General features: G+C 66.4%; 16 protein-coding genes, 1 tRNA gene and 1 pseudogene. 10 read left to right on the top strand and 8 right to left on the bottom strand.

What is annotated here, in order from left to right; translation table 11 throughout:
* Positions 1-104 precede the first annotated feature (104 nt).
* Positions 105-626 (top strand): hypothetical protein, encoded by a 522-nt coding sequence (locus ABZ861_RS13820; RefSeq protein ID WP_361628783.1) that lies wholly within the window; start codon positions 105-107, stop codon positions 624-626.
* A gap of 427 nt (positions 627-1,053) precedes the next feature.
* Here ABZ861_RS13820 and ABZ861_RS13815 read toward each other — a convergent pair whose 3' ends face one another.
* The 3 genes from ABZ861_RS13815 to ABZ861_RS13805 all read right to left on the bottom strand — a co-directional run bounded on the left by ABZ861_RS13815 (position 1,054) and on the right by ABZ861_RS13805 (position 6,755).
* Entirely contained in the window at positions 1,054-4,809 is a 3,756-nt protein-coding gene (locus ABZ861_RS13815) for an AAA domain-containing protein (protein ID WP_361628780.1), read from the bottom strand.
* Positions 4,806-5,225, bottom strand: coding sequence for a hypothetical protein (locus tag ABZ861_RS13810; protein ID WP_361628777.1), 420 nt, complete (start codon positions 5,223-5,225; stop codon positions 4,806-4,808). Before ABZ861_RS13810 ends, ABZ861_RS13815 begins: the two co-directional genes overlap by 4 nt.
* Before the next feature lie 144 nt (positions 5,226-5,369).
* Positions 5,370-6,755, bottom strand: a complete 1,386-nt coding sequence (locus tag ABZ861_RS13805) for a hypothetical protein (protein WP_361628774.1) — start codon at positions 6,753-6,755, stop codon at positions 5,370-5,372.
* A gap of 1,192 nt (positions 6,756-7,947) precedes the next feature.
* On the opposite strand from ABZ861_RS13805, the gene ABZ861_RS13800 reads away from it, so the two are divergent.
* The 7 genes and pseudogenes from ABZ861_RS13800 to ABZ861_RS13770 all read left to right on the top strand — a co-directional run.
* On the top strand, positions 7,948-8,430 hold the full coding sequence (locus ABZ861_RS13800) for a hypothetical protein (protein ID WP_361628771.1): 483 nt from the start codon (positions 7,948-7,950) through the stop codon (positions 8,428-8,430).
* 410 nt (positions 8,431-8,840) lie between these two features.
* On the top strand, positions 8,841-10,298 hold the full coding sequence (locus ABZ861_RS13795) for a hypothetical protein (protein WP_361628768.1): 1,458 nt from the start codon (positions 8,841-8,843) through the stop codon (positions 10,296-10,298).
* Between the two features lie 397 nt (positions 10,299-10,695).
* Positions 10,696-11,094 (top strand): hypothetical protein, encoded by a 399-nt coding sequence (locus ABZ861_RS13790; protein WP_361628765.1) that lies wholly within the window; start codon positions 10,696-10,698, stop codon positions 11,092-11,094.
* A 384-nt stretch (positions 11,095-11,478) separates the two neighbouring features.
* Positions 11,479-12,330 (top strand): helix-turn-helix transcriptional regulator, encoded by an 852-nt coding sequence (locus ABZ861_RS13785; protein ID WP_361628762.1) that lies wholly within the window; start codon positions 11,479-11,481, stop codon positions 12,328-12,330.
* Between the two features lie 95 nt (positions 12,331-12,425).
* Entirely contained in the window at positions 12,426-12,827 is a 402-nt protein-coding gene (locus ABZ861_RS13780) for an ATP-binding protein (RefSeq protein WP_361628759.1), read from the top strand.
* 175 nt (positions 12,828-13,002) lie between these two features.
* Entirely contained in the window at positions 13,003-13,854 is an 852-nt protein-coding gene (locus tag ABZ861_RS13775; RefSeq protein ID WP_361628756.1) for a sigma-70 family RNA polymerase sigma factor, read from the top strand.
* Positions 13,851-13,991: pseudogene (locus ABZ861_RS13770) on the top strand (integrase); the annotation flags it as partial. The gene ABZ861_RS13775 and the pseudogene ABZ861_RS13770, both read left to right, overlap by 4 nt.
* Before the next feature lie 331 nt (positions 13,992-14,322).
* Here ABZ861_RS13770 and ABZ861_RS13765 read toward each other — a convergent pair.
* The 4 genes from ABZ861_RS13765 to ABZ861_RS13750 form a co-directional block, all read right to left on the bottom strand.
* A complete protein-coding gene (locus ABZ861_RS13765; protein ID WP_361628753.1) occupies positions 14,323-15,567 on the bottom strand; it encodes a DUF4365 domain-containing protein in 1,245 nt (414 codons plus the stop codon).
* Positions 15,568-15,840: 273 nt separating this feature from the next.
* Positions 15,841-15,914: transfer RNA gene (locus ABZ861_RS13760), tRNA-Pro, on the bottom strand.
* A 33-nt stretch (positions 15,915-15,947) separates the two neighbouring features.
* A complete protein-coding gene (locus ABZ861_RS13755) occupies positions 15,948-16,673 on the bottom strand; it encodes a Pr6Pr family membrane protein (protein WP_361628750.1) in 726 nt (241 codons plus the stop codon).
* A 445-nt stretch (positions 16,674-17,118) separates the two neighbouring features.
* Entirely contained in the window at positions 17,119-18,045 is a 927-nt protein-coding gene (locus ABZ861_RS13750) for a metallophosphoesterase (RefSeq protein ID WP_361628747.1), read from the bottom strand.
* A gap of 190 nt (positions 18,046-18,235) precedes the next feature.
* On the opposite strand from ABZ861_RS13750, the gene ABZ861_RS13745 reads away from it, so the two are divergent.
* The gene (locus tag ABZ861_RS13745) at positions 18,236-18,700 is read left to right on the top strand and encodes a GatB/YqeY domain-containing protein (RefSeq protein WP_361628744.1); all 465 of its coding nucleotides are present in this window, start codon (positions 18,236-18,238) and stop codon (positions 18,698-18,700) included.
* A gap of 311 nt (positions 18,701-19,011) precedes the next feature.
* Here the strand turns inward: ABZ861_RS13745 and ABZ861_RS13740 are convergent, their stop codons facing one another.
* Positions 19,012-21,294: a transglycosylase domain-containing protein gene (locus tag ABZ861_RS13740; RefSeq protein ID WP_361628741.1), complete on the bottom strand. Its 2,283-nt coding sequence runs from the start codon at positions 21,292-21,294 to the stop codon at positions 19,012-19,014.
* Between the two features lie 505 nt (positions 21,295-21,799).
* Between ABZ861_RS13740 and wblA the strand changes: the two genes are divergently transcribed.
* Complete coding sequence (gene wblA / locus ABZ861_RS13735) at positions 21,800-22,138, top strand: transcriptional regulator WblA (RefSeq protein ID WP_361628738.1); 339 nt, start codon at positions 21,800-21,802, stop codon at positions 22,136-22,138.
* Positions 22,139-22,140: the final 2 nt, after the last annotated feature.

The raw sequence follows: 22,140 nt of genomic DNA, 5'->3' as shown, positions 1-22,140 counted from the left end.
GTGCTGTGGCCCTCATGGCGGCAACTCTCGTCCTTTCCGGTTGCGGCCTCATCGGGGGCGGTGGAAGCGAGGGCGGGAAGTCCGGCGCGCCGAAGGAGCGGAACATGAACATGCAGGAAGCGGCCGATCACGCGGAGGGGATCATCGACGCGACCCTCAAAGCGATCAACCCGTCGGTCAAGGTCATGCGGGGGCCGTCGAGTGACTCCACCTGCACCGATTCCAAGAACGACGGCACCGGTACCGGATCGGTCACCCGTAGACGCTATGTGATGACGATCATCTCGGATGAACGACGCGGCAGCTTTCTCGGCGTCGTCGAGCGCTACTGGAAGAAGCAGGGTTACAAGATCACATCGGTGCGAAACAGCACTGACATGCCGGCGATCTTCGCGATCGCGCCGAACGGCTTCGGGGTCAGTGTGGAGTTCGGGTACAAGGGCCAGGCCGGCTTCCAGGTGACCTCACCGTGCGTCGACGAGTCGAAGGTCACCGAGGCGCCCAGGCAGCCCCTTGATCCGAACTCGCCGGAATCGAAGGGACTCCCCTACCTTCACTCCGACTTCTGGTCGGCGCGCACCCGGATCTCCTCAGCCTCGCCGACAGCGACGGGAGGCGAAGGGTGATCCTCAAGAAGCGCGGCCGAGTGAGGGGTGCGGCCCACATCGTGGCCTCCGACGAACTGGCCGAGCTTGCTCGGCTAGTCCGTGGACGGATTCCTCAGCACGTGCCGGCTGGGCTGTTCGAGCCCGTGCAGGACTGCCTCGACAGGGCCCTGCCCTCCTGAGATCCGGTGCCCGCGACGGGCGGCCTGTCACGACGCTGCCCCCGAACGACAACGGAGCCGACGTCGTCGGCCGTCTTCCGGACAGCCGGAGCATGGTGATCCAGCGCAAGCGGTTCGCGCCGACCAGCACGATCGCGAGCCTTGAACTGCGCGACCTGCCAGGGTGACTCCCGGCAGCGGACACGCTGGAAGCAGGCTTACAGCGAGTAACCCCCTGTAAGCCAGTAACCCCTGGATCGGGGCAGGAAGGCAGGGGAACTTCCTGTTCAGCTCCCACTCGTGTCGTACAGCTTCCAAGCCGGCCAGCGGACGGCTTCTTCTTCCTCGCGTCCGCCGCTCAGCAAGTTCCGTCGGAGCAGCGTCAGCCGCAGATGACGTGCCGCGTCGGCCTCTTCCTCTGGCCCCCGATCGAGCAGTACGGCCCGGGTCGCTGTGCCCTCGGTGTTGCGCACCAGCGCGTCGGCCGGATGCCCGTGACGGCTCTCACCCAAGGTGACGGTGGTCCCGGGCAGCCGGGAGAGGACCTGATAGAGGCGCTTGGACAGGGGGTCTCCGGCATGGTCCTGTGGGCCTGAGCCGTCGTTTTCCGCTGCGTCGAGCAGCGCGGCGGCCACACCGCCCCGTTCCCGCCAGCGGTCTTTGTCCCCCACCACGATCAGGTGACTGCGTGCCCTGGTGATGGCGACGTTCCAGAGGTTCAACTGGCCGGCGACCCATTCGACGGCGCCGGGATGCATGCCCTCTCCGGCGACGAGGGAGAACACCATGACGTCGCGTTCGCCGCCTTGGAAGGTGTGTACCGTACCGACGCGCAGACGCTTCTCGTCATATCGCCCCAGCCGACGACGCAGTGCTTCGGCCTGCGCTGTGAAGGGCGTCACGACGCCGACGGTGGCCTCTGAAGGCAGTTGCTCCAGCAGATACCGGACGCTCGCATCCACTTTGTCCATCTCGACCTCGTTGACCCAGGAGCCGCCGTGCCGGGGACGGGCGGCCGGTCCGGGCACGTGGGTCCAGATGACTGCCGGACGCGGCAGGGCAGGCCGTCCGCGAGTGTCCGTGAGAACGGTCAGGTCACCGTCGTAGAAGAAGTCGTTGGAGATCGCGGCGATACGCGGATGGCAGCGGAAGTGCTCGTCAAGCAGCAGGCTGCCGCCGACGGACCTCTCGGCGGCGTGGAAGGCGGAGTGGCGCCGGTAGGCGAGGCGGTGCTTCTCCAGCCATTCCGAACGCAGCCCGACCTTCCGCCGGATGAGGGCCTCACGTTCCGGGCTGGTCTCCGTGATGTGCGCCAGTTGCATGGCGTCGCCGATCACCAGGGCCCGCCGTGCGCGGAAGAGCAGCGGCAGAACGTGCGGGATGGCGCACTGGCTGGCCTCGTCGATGACGACGAGGTCGAACAGAGCCGGGCCGGGTGGGAAACGCCGGGCGGAAAGGCTGGTCACCGCCCAGCCGGCCACCGCGGGCCGGGCCTTCTGTCCGTGGGCCCGGCCGAGGACTTCCCGTACGTCGGGCCAGTCGCTGTGGCCGCTGTCCCGTGCGCGCAGCAGGTCGAGGATGCGGCGGCGTCCGGCACGGGCATGGGCCTGAACAGTGCTGGCGAGAAGGATGCGTGACGCGGCATGCACAGACGCCTCGGCACTGTGCAGTGCCTCCGACAGCGCCGTGTCGTCGACGGAGGCCACGAGACTGTGCCGCTCACGCCAGTCGGCCTCGGCGGCGGCGAAGCCGGCGAGCGCGAGGCACCCTTCGACGCGATCACCGTCGTACGCACCGAGGCCGTGCTTGCGGAGGAAGCGGGTGCGACGCCAGTGCCCGAGGACCCACGTGCGGGCGAGGCGGGCCGCCTTCTCCTCCACCTCTTTCGGATGCGGCAACCCACTGAGCACCTGGTGCAGTTCGGTTACGGCGACGCCGAGCTGCCTGGCGTTCTCCTCACGGGCCTCACCGGCCTGGCGCAGCCGCCGTTCCGTGGTCGCGATGTGCGTGAGAGCGCACCGATCGCGAGCGAGCTGGTCGGCCGACACGTCGACCTCCACGGCTGCGGTGGCCACGTTGGGGGAAGGCTCGGCCATGGACCGCAACTCGTGCAGGGCGGCGGCCTCGTGCTTCGCATTGCTCGTCGCGTTCCTCCGGGCCGAGCCGGTGCGCACGACGCTGCCGGGAACCAGCCCGTCGCACCGACGCCAGACCTCGTCCACGGCCTCGTTATTCGTGGACGCCACCAGGACGGTCTGCCCGTCGACGATGGCGGTGGCGACGAGGTTGGCCACAAGCTGGCTCTTGCCGGTGCCGGGAGGACCCGTGGCCACGGTCAGGCGGTGGGTCATGGCGGAACGGATGACTTCGGTCTGGGCTTCGTTGCAGGGCAGAGGTGTCACCAGGCGCGCCGGTTCCGTGTCTGCCAGGGTCAGCGCACGTGCGCGCTGGGCGGCGTCGGGCGCCAGGGCGCCGAGGGCAGTCACCTGAATCTGGTCCGTCTGCTTCCCGATGTCCTTGAAATCGTCGAGCAGTCGCTTCGTGAAGCCGGTCTTGGGAAGGGCCGTGAAGAGGACCGCGGCATTACGGGCGCCGTGGCCGGGGGTGTGGACGTCGATACGGTCCGCGAGCTGGTCAGGGCGGAGTTCCTGCACACAAGGCAATGCGAAGTCCTGGGCCAGGAGATTGCGCGCCTCCACCGCCATACGGTCGTGCTGGCCTCGATGCCAGGAGGGCTGGAAGGTGTCCGCGAGCTGGGCGGCTTCCTCCTCGCCGAGCCAGTCGACAGCGAGTCGTGGATGTGGCTGAACCGGGCCGTAGGGCTTCAACCACACCTCGCCCTCCCCCTGGACGATCTCGACGCGCCGTATCAGCAAAGGGGCGAACTTCGGATGCCGCCAGGAGCGTCCGGCACGCGGACCGGTCAGGACCACAGCGGGGTAGCCCGCCCACAGCTCGGCGTCCTGCTCTGTCGCCGATTCGACGAGGGCGGCTGCCTCCTCGGGGAGCGCGACGCAGCCGTCGGCATCGACATCGCCCGACAGGAAGCGTTCCGCCCCGGTAAGGCAGGCGTACGACGTGTGGTGATGCCCTACCTCCATCAGCGGTGTCTCGGTGTCGTCGGCCAGGACGCACTCGCGGTAGTAGTCCAGGAGGTCGGACCAGGTCGGCTGAGTCACCGTCGACTTCGCCGGCCCGGATTGCGGCTGCTCCGCAGCGGCCTGACGCGGTCGATGACTCAACGGTTCGAGAATCGGAGCACGGCCGAGCGGAGAGGCGGCGATCACGATGCGGTCGTCGACACCGTGCGCCGAATGCACCGGTACCTGTCGGCCCCCTCGTGCCCGCATACGACGGTTGACGTAGGCGAACAGGTCGTCCACCGACACTTCACTGCTGCCGTCCTTGCTGACCTTGCCCGTTCGGAGGGCTTCGATCACTTCGGCGGTGAACGCGGAAGGCTTCACGTCGGCGCCTCCGCCGGCATCGGCGTACGAGTTCTCGCCGGCGCGCGAGGACGACAGGACGTAGACGCCTCTACTGGTCAGCAGTGCCTGCTCGCCGGACTTGGCCATGGCGCCGTCCGGCTGCCGGTCGGAGGTGCGCAGGCCGACGGCGAAGCCACCGCTGCGACAGCAGTCGATCATCACGACCTTCTGTGGCGCTACGCACTGTTCCAACAGCTCATTGACGAAGCCGGCGCTCACACCGGTCTCGGCCGCCCTGTCGAAGTCCGTGTCCCGGGCGACGACATGGAACTCGCCGCCGTCCCTGACCCGTCTCACACCGTGCCCTGAGACGTACAGCAGTGCCAGTTCGTCCTCGTCGCACGCCGTCAGGAACTCGCCGATGGCCAGTCGCATGTCGTCGGCGGTGAGGTCGGTCTCCGTCCGGACGGAGACGAAGTTGCCGATGTTGCGGTGCCGCAGAACCTGAGCGAGCCCCCAGACATCAGCCTGTGTGGACGGCAGCGGCGCGAAGCGGTCGTCGTCATAGTGCTCGGCGCCGATGAGCACGGCGCGGCGTTTGTGCAGGCGGGTCACGGTGCGCCGCCCTCCGGCCCCGGGCGGCCCTCGCCACCCGCAGCCCGGTCCAGGAACTCGTGGACCATCCGTTCCTGCGCCGCATCCGGGCGTCCTGTGATCTTGACTGAGTTCTCCCCGCAGGACACCTCGACCTTGCGGTGCCGTTCCTTGGCACACCACTCTTTGATCAGTGTGATGAGCACCTGAGAGGCCGGACGGGCAACAGCGGTTGCCGTGGCCGCCCACAGCGCCACCTCGTCCACGCCCGCGCCTTTGTGACCAGGCTCAGCGAACGCTCCTTCGGACGCGAATCCGACAGCCAGACCGTCTGCCGCCCGTAGCGTGTCGTACAGGTCCCGGGTGAGGCGCTCCTGTCGAAGCGTGTCGCCGCCCGTGGACACGACGAGTCGCCACTGGAATCCCCCTCCCTGCATGGGCCCTCCTTGCTGTTGTCTCATCGCTTTCTTGCTCTGCACATATGACTCTGGCATGGGGAACGCTTGCTGAGAAAGTCGCGAAAGAGTGAGAATGACGGCATACTGCCCCCTCACTCTGCCCCTCCGACCGTCGGCCCCCGGTCAGCTCCGCTTCCCGGGCCGGCGCTTTCTGCGGGTCTCCGGCAGAAGGCTCATCGCCATGATCGAGCCGTCCTCACGCAAGGAGACGGGGCCGTCCCAGTCGTCCTCGAACCGCGCGGAACGCCAGGACGAGCGCAGGGCATGCGCCTGTCGCCGGAACTGCTCCACCCGCCCGTCCCGCAAGTAGTGGAACAGGTCTTCGGCTAGTCCGGAGAACGCCTCGACCCGGGTGCCGTTCAGCCGGAACACATGGTCGGTGCCGACGAAGGTCACCCCGCCTATTTCGACTTCCACGTCCTGGACGATGCCGGTACCGGCATGGGTGAAGCCTTCGAAGTGCCGACGGCCCTGTCGCTTCGTCAGATACTGTGCGGTGAGCTCTCCGCCGCCGGTGAAACCCATCAGTCCCGCAGCTCCCGCACGCGCGAGAGTCCGCCGGAACCAGGCGTACTGCTCCGGCTGCACCTGGAAGCCGCTGACCCGCTGTCCTTCCCCGCCGTCAGGGTCCGGGATGCGGACGTCCGGGAAGATGTTCAGGTCGTCGAGTGCCTGGTCGGCGTTCGCAGCAGGATCGTTCGGCGGGAAGACCAACGACCCGTCGCCGGGGGCACGCAAAATGTGAACGGTGATGCCGCCCTGCCCGAGCAGCTCGGTCGACGTCACCAGTACCGGCGTCTCGTTCCACCGCCCCACGTGCACCGCTTCCACCTGCGCGGAGGCGCTGGCCAGTTGGGTGTACGCGTAAGGGGTCTTCCCATGCATCCCTTTGCAGGCGAAGGGAATGACCTTGGACGGCTCGCCCGGTTTCCACGCCTCCAGGAAGAAGTCGGGCCGCTGCCGTACCCAGTCCCGGCGCCGCACGTCCTTGCCCACCAGCGCCCAGCCGGCCTGTAGCGCGATGTCCGCGTCCACGACGGAGACGGTGTGTCCTGGATACTGTTTCCGGACGATGCGTTCGGCGACGGTGAGCGCGAATCCGATGCCCAGCTCACCGGACTGAACGGTCTTGTAGTGGCGTCGTGGGTTCAGCCCCTCCTCGGAAAGCTTCATGTACTTCCCGGAGCTGCCCTCCAACGCCTGGCAGTACTTCAGACATCCCCAGTGCTCGGCCAACCCGCGTCCCGCGCCCTGCCGGGAGAGTACGGTGGCGCGCCCGAGGGCGTGCAGCACCTCCCACGGCGTCACGGTGACCGACCGCCCTCCCTCCGCCGCAGACACTTCCCGTAACTCCGGTTTGCGCCGAACCCGCTCCCGTCCGTCCTCCTGCCGCTCCTTGTCGTCCTTGGCCGCAGCGTTGGCTACGGTACCGGCCAGAGCGGTGGTCGAGGCGACCTGCACGTGCCAGGGCTTCACCAGGTTTTCGAGTACGACTGACGTGTCCGTCACTGTGTGCTCCCCCCTACGGCATGCCGGATGCACGGATGCACGGCAAAGGTGGGACGGTAGAACGGGTACGAGGAGCGCATACAAGGGTGCATACCGACGCAATGGCTCAATGGGCACGTGGACGACCGACGTGCACTGGCTCGGTGTGATGCTGGTTTACCTGCGGGATTCGTCGAGCGTGGAGGCGTGCGTGGAGGCGTGCGCGGAGCGCAGGTCGGAGGCAGGAACAGGCTTGATCGCTTCAGGTCTCGGAGACTACGACGGAGGCCGTGCGGTACACGCGGCCGTGGGCCGAGAACAGATCCCGACGGCCCAAATCCGCGGACGCGTAACGCCACGACCGCTGGTGCGAGCCACGGCGCTCGGCTGCGATCGCCTCATCTAGGAGAAGCCGACCAAGATCTCCTCCTGGATATCTCCCAAACGATCCCCAGAAACCACTCAGGGGCCTGACCCACACTACGGATCAAGCCCCTGACCTGTTACTTCACTGTCGGGGTGGCGGGATTTGAACCCACGACCTCTTCGTCCCGAAGCAACTTGGGTGGGGGCGCTGCCTTGGGTCGGTGTGCCGCTCACCTGCGTCGATGGTCCGCTGCCGTTCGCGGCCGTCCGCCGTTGTTCGTCGGCGTTGTCACGCAGTTAGACACTCACCCGCCGCGACTCCGGTCACCTCTTGCGGCGCTTGCTCGCCCTTTCCTTCATCTCGGCCTGGCCGCGCTTCGTCCAGGCACCTTGGTGGAGGTGGCAGCGCGATGTGCCCTTCATCGTCTTGTTCTGGCAGCGACCGCCGGCCGCCGTCGGCCAACCGCACTTGCCTTGCTTCCACTCGCCCATCGTCCACCCCAGTGGTCCAGCGCACCGTTTGCCAACCAGCGTGCGGGACGGTGCAGACATGGGGGAGGGTGCATGGCAGGCCCGCACTCGGGGCCCCAGGCGTACGCGGTCAGTACAAGCGGCGCATCTCGTCGACGCGCACGCTTTCCAACTGTGGTGGTGGCCCTGGAGGCCTCGGACGGGTCCGTTCACCTGCGTTCATGAGAGGTCGACTGGTGGGGCAAGCCCTGTGAGTGGTCCCCGCTGTACGGCCGTGAACGCGGCTGAATGAGACGGAAACTGAAACGGCTCGGCTGGCCGCCGATACGGCTCTATCCCTCGTGCTGACGCTGTCACTACATGGGAGTATGTGGGCGTGGAGACCGCGGCGGACCTGCGAGTGACGCTTGAGTCGTTGGCCAAGGAGGACGGTGTCTTTGGCCGGGTCGAGAGCGAGGATGCGGGCTCCGTCGAAGAGCACGTGTACGGCTTGGTCCTTGAGGCGCAGGAAGCCTGGGCGCCGTACGCCATCGAGGGTTCGCGGGGGCCGACCCGCCCCGCTGACATCGCCGATGCCCTGACAGCCATCGACAGGGAAGAGGCGGGAATCGTCATGACCTACCTGTCTGCGGGTGACCTGGTCTTCCCCGGTCGGCTGCGTCGTGATCGTGAGCACGCCCATCGAGCGGCAGAGCGAGTCGTGAAGCTGCTGGGACGGGACTCCACGTGGTGGACGAACATCGAACTATCGGATGCGGGCCATGGGTGGAACCCGGTATCTCGGTTCACCTTCGACGGAGTGGTCGCAGGCACGGGCAACGGGTTTGTCGTGGCCCTGCTCCAAGTCGGAGAAGACTGACGCGTGATGCGTCGCGGTGCTGAACAGCGCTTTTAGGAGAGCGGCGGGGAGACCAGGCCGCTCACCTGGGGCTTCGGTACCTGGCCAGGTTGCCGGCAACTCGACTGTGAGACACCGATTTTGACCGCAGCTGACTCCTGCATCTGGCACGGCAGTGGCACGAATCTCAGCCCACGACAGTAAGTGTGCCGGCTGAGCGCGCACACGTATGCCTAGCTGCGCCCCCCACCGGCTTCAACCGTGATTGGCCTGCGGCCTCCTGGCTCCGGTTGACAAGCCATGAGAAGCGAGGGCGCTCTAGCTGAAGCCCACGGGTGTCCGGCCCCAGGTGACTTACCGGCATATCGTCACGCAGGTGGGGGATGCTGTGCGAGTCTTGTCATGGTCGAAGAGGAAGCGATGGGGGACAAATGGGTATCTTTTTCTCGGATCATTTTGGAATTGACCGATCCACTCTTGACGAATATGGTGCCCTTAACGTGTGCCTACTTAGTGATCTACCCTTGTTTATAGACCCCTTCCTTCTCTTTCACAGCGAAAAGGATGAATATCAGGAGCTCCATGAAGGCATTCTCAACTACATGGCCTTCCTGCGAGACAAGTCGACCGAGGGCCCGATCGGCAGGGGACTTCTGGAATCTTGGTTCTATTTCAAAGAGGTGAAACAGAACTGGCTAGGCTTCACAATGCTTGGAAATGGGGGACACGCGCTGGGTGCGTCATTCGCAAGCTCACTCAACGAAGGCCTTGCTGAAGTATTTCAAGACTTCGGCGAAGAAACTATCACAAAAGGAAGTCATCCTGAGAAGCTATCCCTGATCGCAGGGGGTGTCGGACGGGATTCGATCAGCGACTTCACTACCAACCTGATCAAGGAATATCTACTCAATTACACCCAGAAATTCACTCTGGCCAACATCGATCCGTCTCAGCGTAAGATTTTCCACGTGCGGAGGGTGCGGTTTAATTACAGGACTGAGGCTTGGGAGGACGGTCAGTTTACATTGCCGAAACTGCGCAATGATTTCGTCCTTCTAACGCCCAAGGATATTCTCACTCGCGACGACACGTGGATTAATAAGAACGACCTCATCAAAGACTTTCAGGATCTTCCGCTTGCCGTGTCGAACGTGCAACTACGTGAACAGATCAACAACTTCTTCTACAAGCACCTTCCTGACAGGCCGAAGCGCAAGGAAATTGATGAGGCCGCTGTCGCGACCATTCGCAGGTTCCCCGAGTTGGTCGATTATTACATCAAGACTAAAGAGGATTCCGGAGAAGAAGCGGCAGATGCAAGCGCAGTCAAGGTAGAGGATCTGGTCAGCGTTTTTATTGAGGGACTGGATGCCGTCCTTGCCGATCTGCAAAATAAGGTTCGTTTCTATGACAAGCTTCCAGATTCGTACGCCGAGTGCTTGGAAAGGGTGAATGCGTTTAAGCGATATGTGGAACACCAGGACGGTTATAAGCTCATCAATAGAGGAGGCCGAGGCTTCAGTCAAGAGTCAGAAGTTCAGCTTTTCTTCGGGCTTGTCTGGTATGGAACGGCATTTGACGTCAACAGAGAGGTAAATAACGGTCGCGGGCCGGTGGACTATAAGGTCTCTATGGGAGCTGACGACAAGACTCTGATCGAGTTTAAGCTCGCGAGTAATTCACACCTCAGGAGAAATCTGGAAAATCAAGTAGAGGTCTACGAAGAGGCTAACGATACACGTAAGTCAATTAAGGTGATTATTTCATATACGGAAACCCATGAAAAAAAGGTTCTCCGGATCCTTTCTGACCTTGGTATTAGCAATAAAGAAAACATCGTGTTGATTGATGCCCGTAGTGATAATAAACCGTCAGCTTCGACAGCCTAGTACTTTGAATCAATACAGAGCATCCATAATGCTCTCTAGTCGGGGCGTCGAAGTGTGAATAACGGGGGGGGGTGCAATGACTTCGGATTCTAGGCGAGATGTGGAGAAGGGTGCTCTAGACACAGTGGCCGCAGCTATCGCCACTGGTGCGGGAATTGCCGTCGGCGGCCCCGTTGGTGGGATTGTGGGGGCTTCCTCTGCGCCGGTGCTGAGTTCGGCCGCTGGGATGCTGATCGAGCATGTCCGTCAGCGCAGACTGCACCGAAGCGGGGAGGTACTGAGAAATGTTGCGCGAGCTCTCGGCACGGACGAAGACTCGGTAGTGGATCGACTAATATCCGATGATGGAATTCTAGAGTTGGCGAGCCGCGTAATCCTTGCAGCCCAGGATATATCCTTGGACCAGAAGAGGCGTGCTCTTGCTCGCGCTCTGGCGGCCGCTATTTCGGATGAGAATCCTGCGACTCTTGATACCTCTGGGCTAATCGCAAGAGCGATCACGGGCCTTGATGCGCCACACATTAGAATGATGGTCATTCTAGAGGATGCGGTACCCGTCCCTTCCCAACCTGATGACGCCATGAAATATGGCATGCAGCTATCGGAAATATCTCAAAAAGATCCTGGTTTGTCTGATGGTGCGTATGCCATCCTTAGGCAACTCATCTATTTGGGCGTAGCCGAGGATGCCACTAACGGAATGACTTTTCTTGACATGTATCGCGCGTACGCCCTGTCTGGGCTTGGCAGGAAGGTTCTCGAAACGCTGCGAGGCAATCCGAGTGCGGGTTCCTGATTTCTAAGTCAGAGGCAGGATCCTGATGAGGTCGGCGGAGCGGCTTTGGTGTCGCTGCTTTGGCGCGAGTGATCATGGCCCCGTAAGCTTCCGGCGCGTCGGGCAGTCTGTAGACCTGCCCGGTGAAGCACGACGTTGGGGCCATGATTTTCGAGGCTCGCGTCAAAGTGGCTGCCTAAAGCCGTGGAGCAGACCGCCCCAGCCATGACCTGCCCCTTCTCCGGCCTTGGGCGGCTGATTGCCCTGAGCGGGGCCGGGCCGCGCGCGGGGAGCGGAGCGAGCCGCCTTGAACCAGTAGAGAAAGTTTGAATCATGGTCGCCCGCCGGGGCTGGTCAGGCTCATGCGGTCCGGGGCCCGGCTGCCTCGTGGTGTAGAACCCTGGCATGGGGAGTGAACGGCGAGAGCGGATGAAGGCTCTTGGAACGCGTCTTCGCGGGCTCCGGGCTGAGGCCGGTCTGACGGGCGCCGTTCTCGCGGAGCGGGCTGGAGTGGGCCAGCCGACCGTGTCCAAGGTGGAGAACGGGCGCATGGTGCCCAGCGCCGACGTCCTGGGCCGCTTGTCCGATGCGCTGGGTCTGGACGAGTCGACCACTCGTGAGGTGCGAGACCTGCTGATCGCCGTGGAGACCGCGCCGGACCCCGCCGAGAGCCCTGACGCCGGTGAAACCGCCGGGACCGTGCTCGATGACGCGGTGCGCTCCGCTCGGCTGGTCCGGTCGTTCCAGTGCGTCGTGCTGCCGGCCATGCTCCAGAGCGCCGAGTACGCCCGGCACGTCTTCCAGAGCGCACCCGGCGCTGCTCCGGAGGCTGTCGGCCGTGCCGTCTCCGCCCGCGTCGAGCGGCAGAGCGTTCTCTACGAGCCGGGACGGGAGTCCGTGTTCGTGCTCACCGAAGGCGTCCTTCGCACTTGGCCGGGCAGCCCCGCGCTGATGCTGGCCCAGCTCGATCGGCTGCTGGCTGTCGAGAGTATGGAGACGGTCCGCCTCGGTGTCATCCCGTGGCGTCGGCCCGTGCCCGTCATGCCTCGCCACGGTTTCACCCTCTGCGACGGGGCGGCCGTCGTCGTCGAGACGCTGCGCGACGAGCGCGTAGTGGACGACGCGGCCGAGGTCCGCGCCTACGAGGAGACGTTCGGCCGCTTCGAGGAAGCCGCTGTCTTCGGGGCTGAGGTGCGGGAGCTGGTGCTGCACGTGATGAGCGACTTCCGAGGTCTGGGCGACTCCGCCACACGATAGAGGAATAATTCCTCTAGATGCCTGGCTTACTAGCCGTGTGTCGGAATACTCTGCGTCCTGCATCGTCTAGCCCCCTAGACGCGGAGGGGGATCCCATGTCTGCAAAGTGGTCCCGCACCTTCCCTGGGCACGCCTGGCAGGTGGCCGAAGCGCGCCACTTCGTCGCCGGTCTGCTCGAAGGGGAGCATCCGGGACTCGTCGATGACGTTGTCCTGGTGGTGGGTGAGTTGGCGGCCAACGCGGTCCGGCACACACGAAGCGGCTGCTACCGCGGTTGGTTCCTCGTGGTCGTCGGCTTCAGCGACGACGTCGTGCGTGTGCAGGTGATCGACCAAGGCGCGGAGACGGAGCCCCGGATCCGGGAGCACTTCTCTCTGGCGGACGAAGGCGGGCGCGGCCTCGCTCTGGTGGCCGCCAGCGCCAAGGACTGGGGCGTGAGGGAGCTGGCCGACGAGGGGCGCTCCGTCTGGGCGGACCTGGCCCGAGTGACCGTCTGATGATTCGGTGGGTGGCGCCGATCTTTACTGTCCAGTGCGGCGGTGGAAGGTGAGCCCCAAGGGGGTGCCTCGCCGAAGGGCGGCCTTCTACGTGATCGGAGTTCGTTCGGGCCGACGGCTCGCGCCCGTTCTGTCTAGAGCCCTAGACTCCCTAGTGATCCAGGGAGGAGAAGGCATGTCGGACGAGTTGCGGCGCATTATGGCGATCGATGACCCGTATCAGCTCTTGCGCGAAGTCACGTCGCGCTTGGCCGACGCGCAGCAGGAGGTGACCGAACTCGCTCGGCTGCGTCGCCGCGTCGTCCAGGACCTCCACGCGCAGGGTCTCTCCTACGCGCAGATCGCCACGGAAGCCGGCCTGAGCCGCGGGCGCATTCACCAGATTCGCCACACCGGGCCGGCGCCCGAAGGGGCTTTCCTCGGGCGCGGCTCGACCATCGTCGCCACCCCCCTGCGGCGCGACGACGAGCGCAAGCGAACCGTCGTGGCCGTGGACGACGTCAGCTCCGTGAAGCGGCTGGAAGACCTCGCCCGGTCGTACGGCCTCGACGTCGTCTCCGAGCACGTGCCGGTGAGCGGAGAGATCGACCTCAACCGTGACGGCCTGATCGTGGTCTGCCGTCCGCGCATGTCTCAGCAGATGTGGGACGCGTACGCCCAAGACCCGGTACTCCGCTGGGAGCGCGCCGACGACGGGCCGTGGACCATTGCGGACCGCCGGACCGGCACGGTGCACCGGTCGGGGCAGGACGGCGACCCGGCTCGCCCCTACGACATCGGTTACGTCGGCAGACTGCAACGCCCGGACGGCAAGGGATCGTTGCTCGCCATCGCCGGTATCCACACACAAGGCTCCCTCGGCGTCGTCCAGTTGCTCAGCTCCGACCTGAACACGCTGTGGGGGCAGGTGGGCGAGCACCGGTTCTCCGCTCTCGTGGGCGTCGAGTACGACCCGGAGACCAGCGAACCGCGATCCGCTGAACTGCTCACCCCCCTCTACCGGCACGACGAGGAGCCGACGGCGTGAGGGTCGCCCTCGTCTCGCAGCCCGCCGAGCCGGGGCGGGAGAACGAGGACTTCGCGGCGGTCGCGCCCGGAGCGGCCGTGCTCCTGGACGGCGCCGGCGTCGGCAACGCGGAGACCGGGTGCACACACGGCGTCGCCTAGTTCTCCGCGACCGTCGTGGGGTCGGCCTCACTTGTGCGCCCGACGAACTTGCCGAGCGGCGAGGTCTTCCCCTCCCGGAGACGCCCCCGACCCGCCGAGCGCTGCGGTGCCCCGGCTCCGAGACCGCACCAGGGAGCGGATCTCACCCATGGGCTCGACGCGGTCGACGAACGTGATGGGCAGGCCGGTCTCCGTACGTTCTCTCGTTCTCCCGAACAGCCGGCAACCGGTGTCACTCGCTGCACTCAGGCAGCCACAGGGCCCGTGAACGTGGAGCCAGTCGCTGTCACCGACTGCCGAGAACCGATCAACGTGCCTTCTCCCCACGTCAGTTGGGAGGAGGTCCACTCTTGGATACGGTGGGTCCTGGTTCGGGGATGCGCCAGACGATTCGGACCTGCTCTTCGAGGGGCAGCGAGGGGCCACCGACGTAGATGCGGTGGATGAGATATAAGACGGCCAGCCGGAGTGCCTCTGGTTCGATGTCGTCTACTCCCGCCACCTTCGCCCGACTCAGTTTGTTCACTTGGCGGACGATGTGTGGCTCGGTTTCGAGAGGGCCCAGCTCGGCGACAATCTGTGGCTCGAGTTCGGCATCTTCTCGCATAGCCAGGATCGAGCGCGTCATCAGATCGGGCTCGGCTTCGATCCGGTCGAGAATGCGGGCGAGGACGTAATCATGGATCACGTCTGCTTCGATCTCGCCGTGCTCCTCGGGCTCCTCGCCTGTGCAGCTCGGACACCCCTTGCACTCTGCAGGTTCGAAGGGGTTGGTCTCCGGGCCTTCGTCGGCTTGACGAGTAGAGATGAAGCACGAGGCAGCCCACATGATCTCGGATCGACTCAGCTCAAGATCCTCAGCGGTCCACAGGCCGGGATCCGTGGGGCTGCTGCCGCCCTCCGGCATCGGAAGCTCGGAGCGCATCAGAGACTCCAGGCTGACCCAAAGGTGCTCCCAGTTCTGGGAGCTGAGCAGCAGAGTAGCCACCGCGTCACCTGGGCGTTTCCAGAAGATGAGGTCCTCATCGTCGCCGTTGACGAAGTGCAGAACGTGGTCCGTCGGGTCGAATTCGGCCCCGGACATCTCGCCCAGGTGGGTGAGGACAGCCTGCCGGCCTCGGTAGCGTCCGACGTACCGGCGGGCATGGGAGACGAAGGACTCCATGGTGATGTCGTCCAGCACCGCGTTGGGGCTGACGCCGATGAAGCGTGGTGGATTGAGAGGGCCGAATCGTCTGAGCTGCTGGGTGGCGTTTGCCCAGTGCAACCTCGTGGTGCCGGGGTCGAACACCACGCAGTAGACGGGGATGTTGCCATTGGCCCAGGTGTCGCCGTGTTGATCGACAGGCACCGCGTAGCCGTTTCCTCGACGCCAGCTGTCGCCACCTTTGACCTGGACCTTGATGGTGTCGCTCGTGACTTCCCCGTCGTCGGTGAAGGTGACATAGAAGTCCTCGCCGAAATCGTTCTGCCCGGCTATCTCCTGAACGATGTGATCGTGCTCCTCGAGCAACGACCGCAGCGCGTTCACCGCAGCCTGTCCTACGCGCCGGCCCTGCGAGATCTTTGGCATGTCACGTACTCCGGAGGTTCCTCAAGTGCCCCAGACGGGCCCAGGACGACGTCTTCCTGAGTCACCATGCCCCATGCCTCTGACACCGCGTCCCAGAAGGGGCGGCGACCCGGAACGCGCGATGGCGGGGACTAGCGCAGCCCGATACGACGATGGTCAGGACCCCAAGGGCTCCGCGCCGCACGCCCACTGCTCCCGAGCAGCTACCGAGGGAACGCAAATCAGGCCCGGCACTGATCTCTCAGTACCGGGCCTGACCTGCTGTTTTGGCTGTCGGGGTGGCGGGATTTGAACCCACGACCTCTTCGTCCCGAACGAAGCGCGCTGCCAAGCTGCGCTACACCCCGATGTCGCTGCGTGTCGCGGCGACGACGTTTACTTTAGCCCACTGGTGGCCGGAGGCGAAATCCGGTTGTGGTGCGTCGGTGGCGGACCGGGTTCGGGCGGGTGTGGTCGAGGGCGACGAAGACGAGGGCGAGAGCGTAGAAGGCGAGGCCCAGGAGGAGGGCGTTGGCCAGGACGTGCTTGTAGCCGTGCCGGGTGACGTCCAGGAACGGGTACAGGTAGCGGTCCCTCGCGCCGGACGGGAGCAGTTCGCCTCGGGTGAGGAAGAAGGCCAGGTAGGCCAGGGGAAAGAGCATCCACGAGGCGGCCTGGCGCAGGTGCAGGCGGCCGGGAGGGGTCAGCAGGAGCCAGTCCAGGAGGACGGCTGCCGGGAGCGCCGTGTGGAGGAGGTGGCCGGCCGTCGACTGCCACAGCGGATGCGTGCCGGGCATGCCGGTGATCGACGGCGGCGGCGACGCGCTGGCCAGGAGGGCGTGGTGGACCAGGGCCGTGATCGTGGCGTAGAGCATGACCGCGCCGGTCAGTGCCGTGGGTACCGGGTGCTGGGCGGTCCAGGCCCTGCGCGCGGAGAGGGCGAGGATCACCGTCAGTGCGATCGCGCTCTGGATCGCCCAGTCGCTCAGGACGCGCGACGGCGGGCCGATCAGCATGTCGGCCGTCACCGCTCCCGCCGCGGCCCCGGCGACCGCGAGGCGGTACACCGCCGCCCACGGGTGACGCGTGGGGGTCACCACGGCCGTCGCGGGCACGGTCGAAGGCATCAGGAATGAGGCGACGAAGCCCGGTATCGCCGGGAGGTCCGGTATGTCGCGGGGGATCGCGCCTACCGCGCTCGTCTTCGATCCCGCCGCCGATCTCGCCCCCGTTTCCGCCGTCGACTTGGCCCCAGATGTCGACCCAGGTGTCGCCGCAGGTGCCGGTGCTGCCGGTGCTGCCGGTGCTGCCGGTGCTGCCGGTGCTGCCGGTGCTGCCGGTGGTGCCTGCGGCGCCGGTGGTGCCTGCGGCGCCTGTGAGGCGGGGGACGTCTGCGCTGGCGCGTCCAGCGCGTCCAGCGTGTTCCCTGTGTTCGGCGCTGGCGCCTGCGGTACGGGCGGGGTGTCGGCGGCGGTCATGCCCTCAACGTAGGGAAACAGGGCATAACGGGCGATGCGGGTGGGCCGTGTGGGTGACGCCTGACAGGCGCCAGGTCAGACGCGAGGGGCGCCGTCAGCCCCGGCTCACCAAGGTCAGCAACGTCGCCTCCGGCGGGCAGGCGAAGCGGACCGGGGTATAGCGGTTGGCGCCGCAGCCGGCCGAGACGTGCAGGTGGGAGGTGTGGCCCTCGGCCGTGTGGGCGGACAGGCCCTTGACCCGGTCGGTGTCCAGGTCGCAGTTGGTGACCAGAGCGCCGTAGAACGGGACGCAGAGCTGGCCGCCGTGCGTGTGGCCGGCCAGGATCAGCGGGTAGCCGTCGGCGGTGAAGGCGTCCAGGACGCGCAGGTACGGCGCGTGCACCACGCCCATCGAGAAGTCCGCCGCGCCGGAGGGGCCGCCTGCCACCCTCCCGTAGCGGTCGCGCTTGATGTGCGGGTCGTCCAGGCCGGTCAGCTCCACCGAGGCGCCCTCGAGCTTCAGCGTGCCGCGCGTGTTGGTCAGGTTGAGCCAGCCCGCCGAGTCGAAGCCGTCCCGCAGGTTCTCCCACGGGTTGTGGATGACGCCCACCGCCGGCACGTTGCCGTTCAGACCGTGCCGGCCGGTCGTCTTCTCCAGCAGGTAGCGGGCCGGGTTGCGCGGCCTGGGGCCGTAGTAGTCGTTGGAGCCGAAGACGTACGCGCCCGGGAACTCCATCAGGGGGCCCAGCGCGTCCAGGGTCTCCGGCACGCCCTCGGGGTCCGAGAGGTTGTCGCCCGTGTTGATCACGAAGTCGGGGCGCAGCCCGGCGAGCGAACGCAGCCAGCGCTGCTTCTTGCGCTGGCCGCCGACCATGTGGATGTCGGAGACCTGGAGGACGCGCAGCGGGCGCATGCCCGAGGGCAGGACCGGGACCGTCACCCGTCGCAGGCGGAAGGAACGGGCCTCGAACCCGGCCGAGTAGAGAAGTCCGGCGGCCGCGGCCGCCGTGACGCCCAGGGGAACTCCGTATCGCGCGCGCATGCCCCCATCGTCTCAGGGGCGTGCCGCGCAGCGGAAGTCGCGCGGGCCGACGCGGCGGCGCGGCAGGGAGATCGGCGTGCCCGGCGGGACGGCTGGCGCGTCCCGTGGCGCGTACCTGAAATGGGCGTTCCGTGGCGCGTACTCGAAATGGGCACGCGGGCGGCGGGCCGCACCTGCGACAATCAGTGCCATGACCACGCTCAAGTCGAAGCTTCAGGATGACCTCAACTCCGCGATCAAGGAGCGTGACGAGCTGCGTTCCTCGACGCTCCGGCTGACGCTCACCGCGATCACCAAGGAGGAGGTCGCGGGCAAGACGAAGCGCGAGCTGTCCGACGACGAGGTCCTCAAGGTGATCACCAAGGAGGCCAAGAAGCGGCGTGAGGCGGCCGACGCCTTCGCGCAGGGCGGTCGTGCCGAGTCGGCCGAGCGGGAGAAGGCCGAGGGCGAGGTGCTGGCGGAGTACCTGCCGCAGCCGATGTCCGACGACGAGCTGGACGCGATCGTCGCTCAGGCCGTCGAGGAGGCGAAGGCGTCCGGCGCCGAGGGGCCGCGTGCCATGGGCGCCGTCATGAAGATCGTGAACCCCAAGGTCGCGGGGCAGGCCGAGGGCGGGCGCGTCGCCGCCGCGGTCAAGAAGCTGCTGGCCGACTGAACCCGCACGGTCGGCCGATCCGTTCAGTCGACGGGGAGTCGACTCGCTCGGTCCGGCTGGCGGCCCGTTCCGTCCGGGGAGTCGACCCGTTCGGTCCGGACGTCGATCCGTTCCGTCCGGGGAGTCGACCCGCTCGGTCCGGGAAGTTCGACCCGCTCGGTCCGGACGTCGATCCGTTCCGTCCGGGAACGAGAATCCGTCCGAGAACGAGAAAAGGGGCGCCGGCCTTTCGCCGCGCGCCCCTTTTCCACGTTTCACGCTTCGGGCATCACACCTTGGGCTCCACGCCTCGGGCGCCTGCCCCAGGCGCCCTACCCCCCGTGCCGCCCGCCGCCGCCCCGGCCTCCGCCGGACCGGCCCTGCGGGAAGCCCTGGCCGCCACCGCCGCCGTTCAGGCCGCCGAAGAGACCGCCGATGAAGCCGCCGCCGTTGTCGCCCCCAGCGCCGCCGCCGCCCGCGCCGTCGCCGCGGTTGCCGTGGCGGTCGCCGTCGCCCTTGTCGCGTCCCTTGCCCCGGTCGGGGGAGTCGGGGATGTCGACGACGTTGAAGGACGGGGACGGCTTGCCCGCCAGAGCGCCGGTCATCGCGTCCCGCCAGATCGGGCCGGGCACGTCGGCGCCGTAGACCAGGGCGTGCATGACGCCGCCGATGCGGATGTCGGTCATCTGCACCTGCTGGGTGGCGCTGCCCACCCACACCGCGCCCGCCATGTTCGGCGTGTAGCCGACGAACCACGCGTTCTTGCGCTCGTCCGTGGTGCCCGTCTTGCCGGCGTTGGCGCGGTCGGAGAGGCCGGCCTGCTGGCCCGTGCCGGAGTCGATCACGCCTTGCAGCAGGCTGTTGACGGTGTCCGCGGTCTGCTCGGACATGGCGCGCGAGCAGGTCGTCTTCGGCACGGCCAGCCGCTTCTCCTGACCGCCGCTCACCTTCTGGGTGATCGACTCGATCGCCACCGGCGTGCAGTACGTGCCGCGGGAGGCGAACGTGGCGTAGGCGCCGGCCATGGTCAGCGGGGAGATGCCCACCGCGCCGAGGGCGATGGAGGGCGTCTGCGGCAGCTTCTTGCCGTCGCCCTGCACCACGTGCAGCTTGTCGGTCATGCCGACCACCGGGCACAGGCCGATGTCGGAGATCAACTGCACGAAGTAGGTGTTGACCGACTTCGCCATGGCCTCCTTCATCGAGTAGGGGCCGTGCTCGGAGGTGTTCTCGTTCTCGGCGTCGTCGTGGTCGTTGTTCAGCCACTGCTTGCCGTCGCACGCCTGGACCGGGCTCGGGTACGGCATCTTGTACGGCGAGGGGTACTCCTGCGTCGGCGGCTTGCCCTGCTCCAGCGCCGCCGCCGCGACGAACGGCTTGAACGTCGAACCGGTCGGGAAGCCGAAGTTCGAGCCGCCGAGGTCGCTGCCGACCGAGTAGTTGATCTCGGTCTCGTTCTTGCCGTAGCCGTACGGCTTGGACTGGCCCATCGCCAGGACCTTGCCGGTGCCGGGCTCGACCAGCACGCTCGCCGCGGCGACCGAGTCGGACTGGTAGATGTGCCGGCGCAGCGACGTCTGCACGGACGCCTGGGCCTGCGGGTCCAGGGTGGTCCGGATGGTCAGGCCGCCCCGGTTCCAGATCTTGGCGCGCTGGGCGCGGTCCTTGCCGAAGACCAGGTCGCTGAGGAAGACCTGCTCGACGTACTTGCAGAAGAAGCTGGAGTCCTTGACCGCCGTGATGCAGCCGTTGCGCGGCTGGGTAACCTTCAGCTCCAGCGGCGCCTTCTTCGCCTTGTCGGCCTCCGCCTGGGAGACGTCGCCCATGTCGGCCATGCGCTGGAGCACGGTGTTGCGCCGCTTGACGGCCTCGGCCTCGTCGTTGACCGGGTCGTAGCGGCTCGGGGACTGGACGACGCCCGCCAGCAGGGCGGCCTGCGGGAGGGTCAGGTCCTTGGCGTGCTCGGAGAAGTAACGCTGGGCGGCGGCCTCGACGCCGTACGCCTGCTCGCCGAAGAAGGTGATGTTCAGGTAGTTCTCGAGGATCTTCTTCTTGCCCAGATCCTGCTCGACCTGGATGGCGTACTTCAATTCCTTGATCTTGCGGCCGAGGGTCTGCTGGGTGGCCTCGGCGACCTTCGTCGGGTCGTCGCCTGCCTCCTCGACGAAGACGTTCTTCACGTACTGCTGGGTGAGGGTGGAGGCGCCCTGGGCGACCCCGCCGCTCTGCGCGTTCTTGTTGAGCGCGCGCAGCACGCCCTTCAGGTCGATCGCGCCGTGCTGGTAGAAGCGCGAGTCCTCGATCGCGACGATCGCCTTCTGCATGTACGGCGAGATGTCCTTCAGCTCCACCACCGTGCGGTCGCGGGAGTAGACCTGGGCGAGCTGGTTGCCCTGGTCGTCCAGGATCGTGGTGCGCTGGCTGAGCGGCGGACGCTTGAGGTTGGCCGGGATGTCGTCGAATCCCTGGACCGATCCCTTGGCCGCCAGCCCGAGCGCGCCGGCCGCGGGCAGCGCGATGCCGGCCATGACCACCCCCGCGAGCACACTGACACCGAGGAACTTGGCGGCCTGCTGCGTAGGCGACAGGCCGCCGCCCGAGCGCTTCTTTGGCATGAGGGCAGCCTACGTTCTCATTCGCCGGACACGCGTATATGCCTTGGCCTAAGCTGCTCACGACCGTCACACCGGCCCGGCTTCCTCTCCATACCCGTCTCCCCACCCGTCTCCATATCTGTCTCTACGCGCACCGGCCCCGGATCGTTCCCGGACCTCCCGCCTTCCCTGGCCGAAGCGTTTCCGAGTGCGGAGTGGGGGTGCGCCGGGCGCCGCGGTGACGTGACGTCAGCACGGTGCGCACGCGCCCGGAAGCGCCGGGTGCGATGAACGGCGTCCGTTGTGACACACCGGAAAGATCCCGTTCTGACGGGAATGTCGCGCATGTCGGCAGCTCACTCCCCCGGGTGACGTGCGGCGACCCATAGTCCGTTCGGGCCATCCAAGATTGGGCCCGCTGGGGGTGTTGCGCTGTGTCCGCCTTCCGTAACGTCCTCAACTGGCGGCGGTGAATATGCCGCTGCCGCCGTGGGGGAGCCTCGATTCGGGAGAGGACGGCGCCGGTATGGGCTGGGTAACCGACTGGAGTGCGCAGGCGGCCTGCCGCACTACCGATCCAGATGAACTGTTCGTTCAGGGAGCGGCGCAGAACAGAGCCAAGGCGGTGTGCACCGGCTGCCCGGTCCGCACCGAATGCCTCGCCGACGCGCTCGACAACCGCGTCGAGTTCGGGGTGTGGGGAGGCATGACGGAGCGCGAGCGCCGCGCACTGCTGCGCCGGCGGCCGACCGTCACGTCCTGGCGCCGGCTGCTGGAGACCGCGCGCCTGGAGTACGAGCGCGGGATCGGTCTCGTTCCTCTCGACGACGACCAGGTCTACGAGGACTACGCGGCGGTGGGCTGAGG

It is taken from the genome of Streptomyces sp. NPDC046985 (genome assembly GCF_040644415.1).
Taxonomy (GTDB): domain Bacteria; phylum Actinomycetota; class Actinomycetes; order Streptomycetales; family Streptomycetaceae; genus Streptomyces.
This window is presented reverse-complemented; position numbering and strand designations above follow the sequence as displayed.

Coding starts and splice junctions, on each gene's coding strand:
- ABZ861_RS13820 (WP_361628783.1), top strand. CDS start 105: ATGAACATGCAGGAAGCGGCCGATCACGCGGAGGGGATCATCGACGCG.
- ABZ861_RS13810 (WP_361628777.1), bottom strand. CDS start 5,225: ATGCAGGGAGGGGGATTCCAGTGGCGACTCGTCGTGTCCACGGGCGGC.
- ABZ861_RS13795 (WP_361628768.1), top strand. CDS start 8,841: ATGGGTATCTTTTTCTCGGATCATTTTGGAATTGACCGATCCACTCTT.
- ABZ861_RS13785 (WP_361628762.1), top strand. CDS start 11,479: ATGGGGAGTGAACGGCGAGAGCGGATGAAGGCTCTTGGAACGCGTCTT.
- ABZ861_RS13780 (WP_361628759.1), top strand. CDS start 12,426: ATGTCTGCAAAGTGGTCCCGCACCTTCCCTGGGCACGCCTGGCAGGTG.
- ABZ861_RS13775 (WP_361628756.1), top strand. CDS start 13,003: ATGTCGGACGAGTTGCGGCGCATTATGGCGATCGATGACCCGTATCAG.
- ABZ861_RS13765 (WP_361628753.1), bottom strand. CDS start 15,567: ATGCCAAAGATCTCGCAGGGCCGGCGCGTAGGACAGGCTGCGGTGAAC.
- ABZ861_RS13755 (WP_361628750.1), bottom strand. CDS start 16,673: ATGCCTTCGACCGTGCCCGCGACGGCCGTGGTGACCCCCACGCGTCAC.
- ABZ861_RS13750 (WP_361628747.1), bottom strand. CDS start 18,045: ATGCGCGCGCGATACGGAGTTCCCCTGGGCGTCACGGCGGCCGCGGCC.
- ABZ861_RS13745 (WP_361628744.1), top strand. CDS start 18,236: ATGACCACGCTCAAGTCGAAGCTTCAGGATGACCTCAACTCCGCGATC.
- ABZ861_RS13740 (WP_361628741.1), bottom strand. CDS start 21,294: ATGCCAAAGAAGCGCTCGGGCGGCGGCCTGTCGCCTACGCAGCAGGCC.
- wblA (WP_361628738.1), top strand. CDS start 21,800: ATGGGCTGGGTAACCGACTGGAGTGCGCAGGCGGCCTGCCGCACTACC.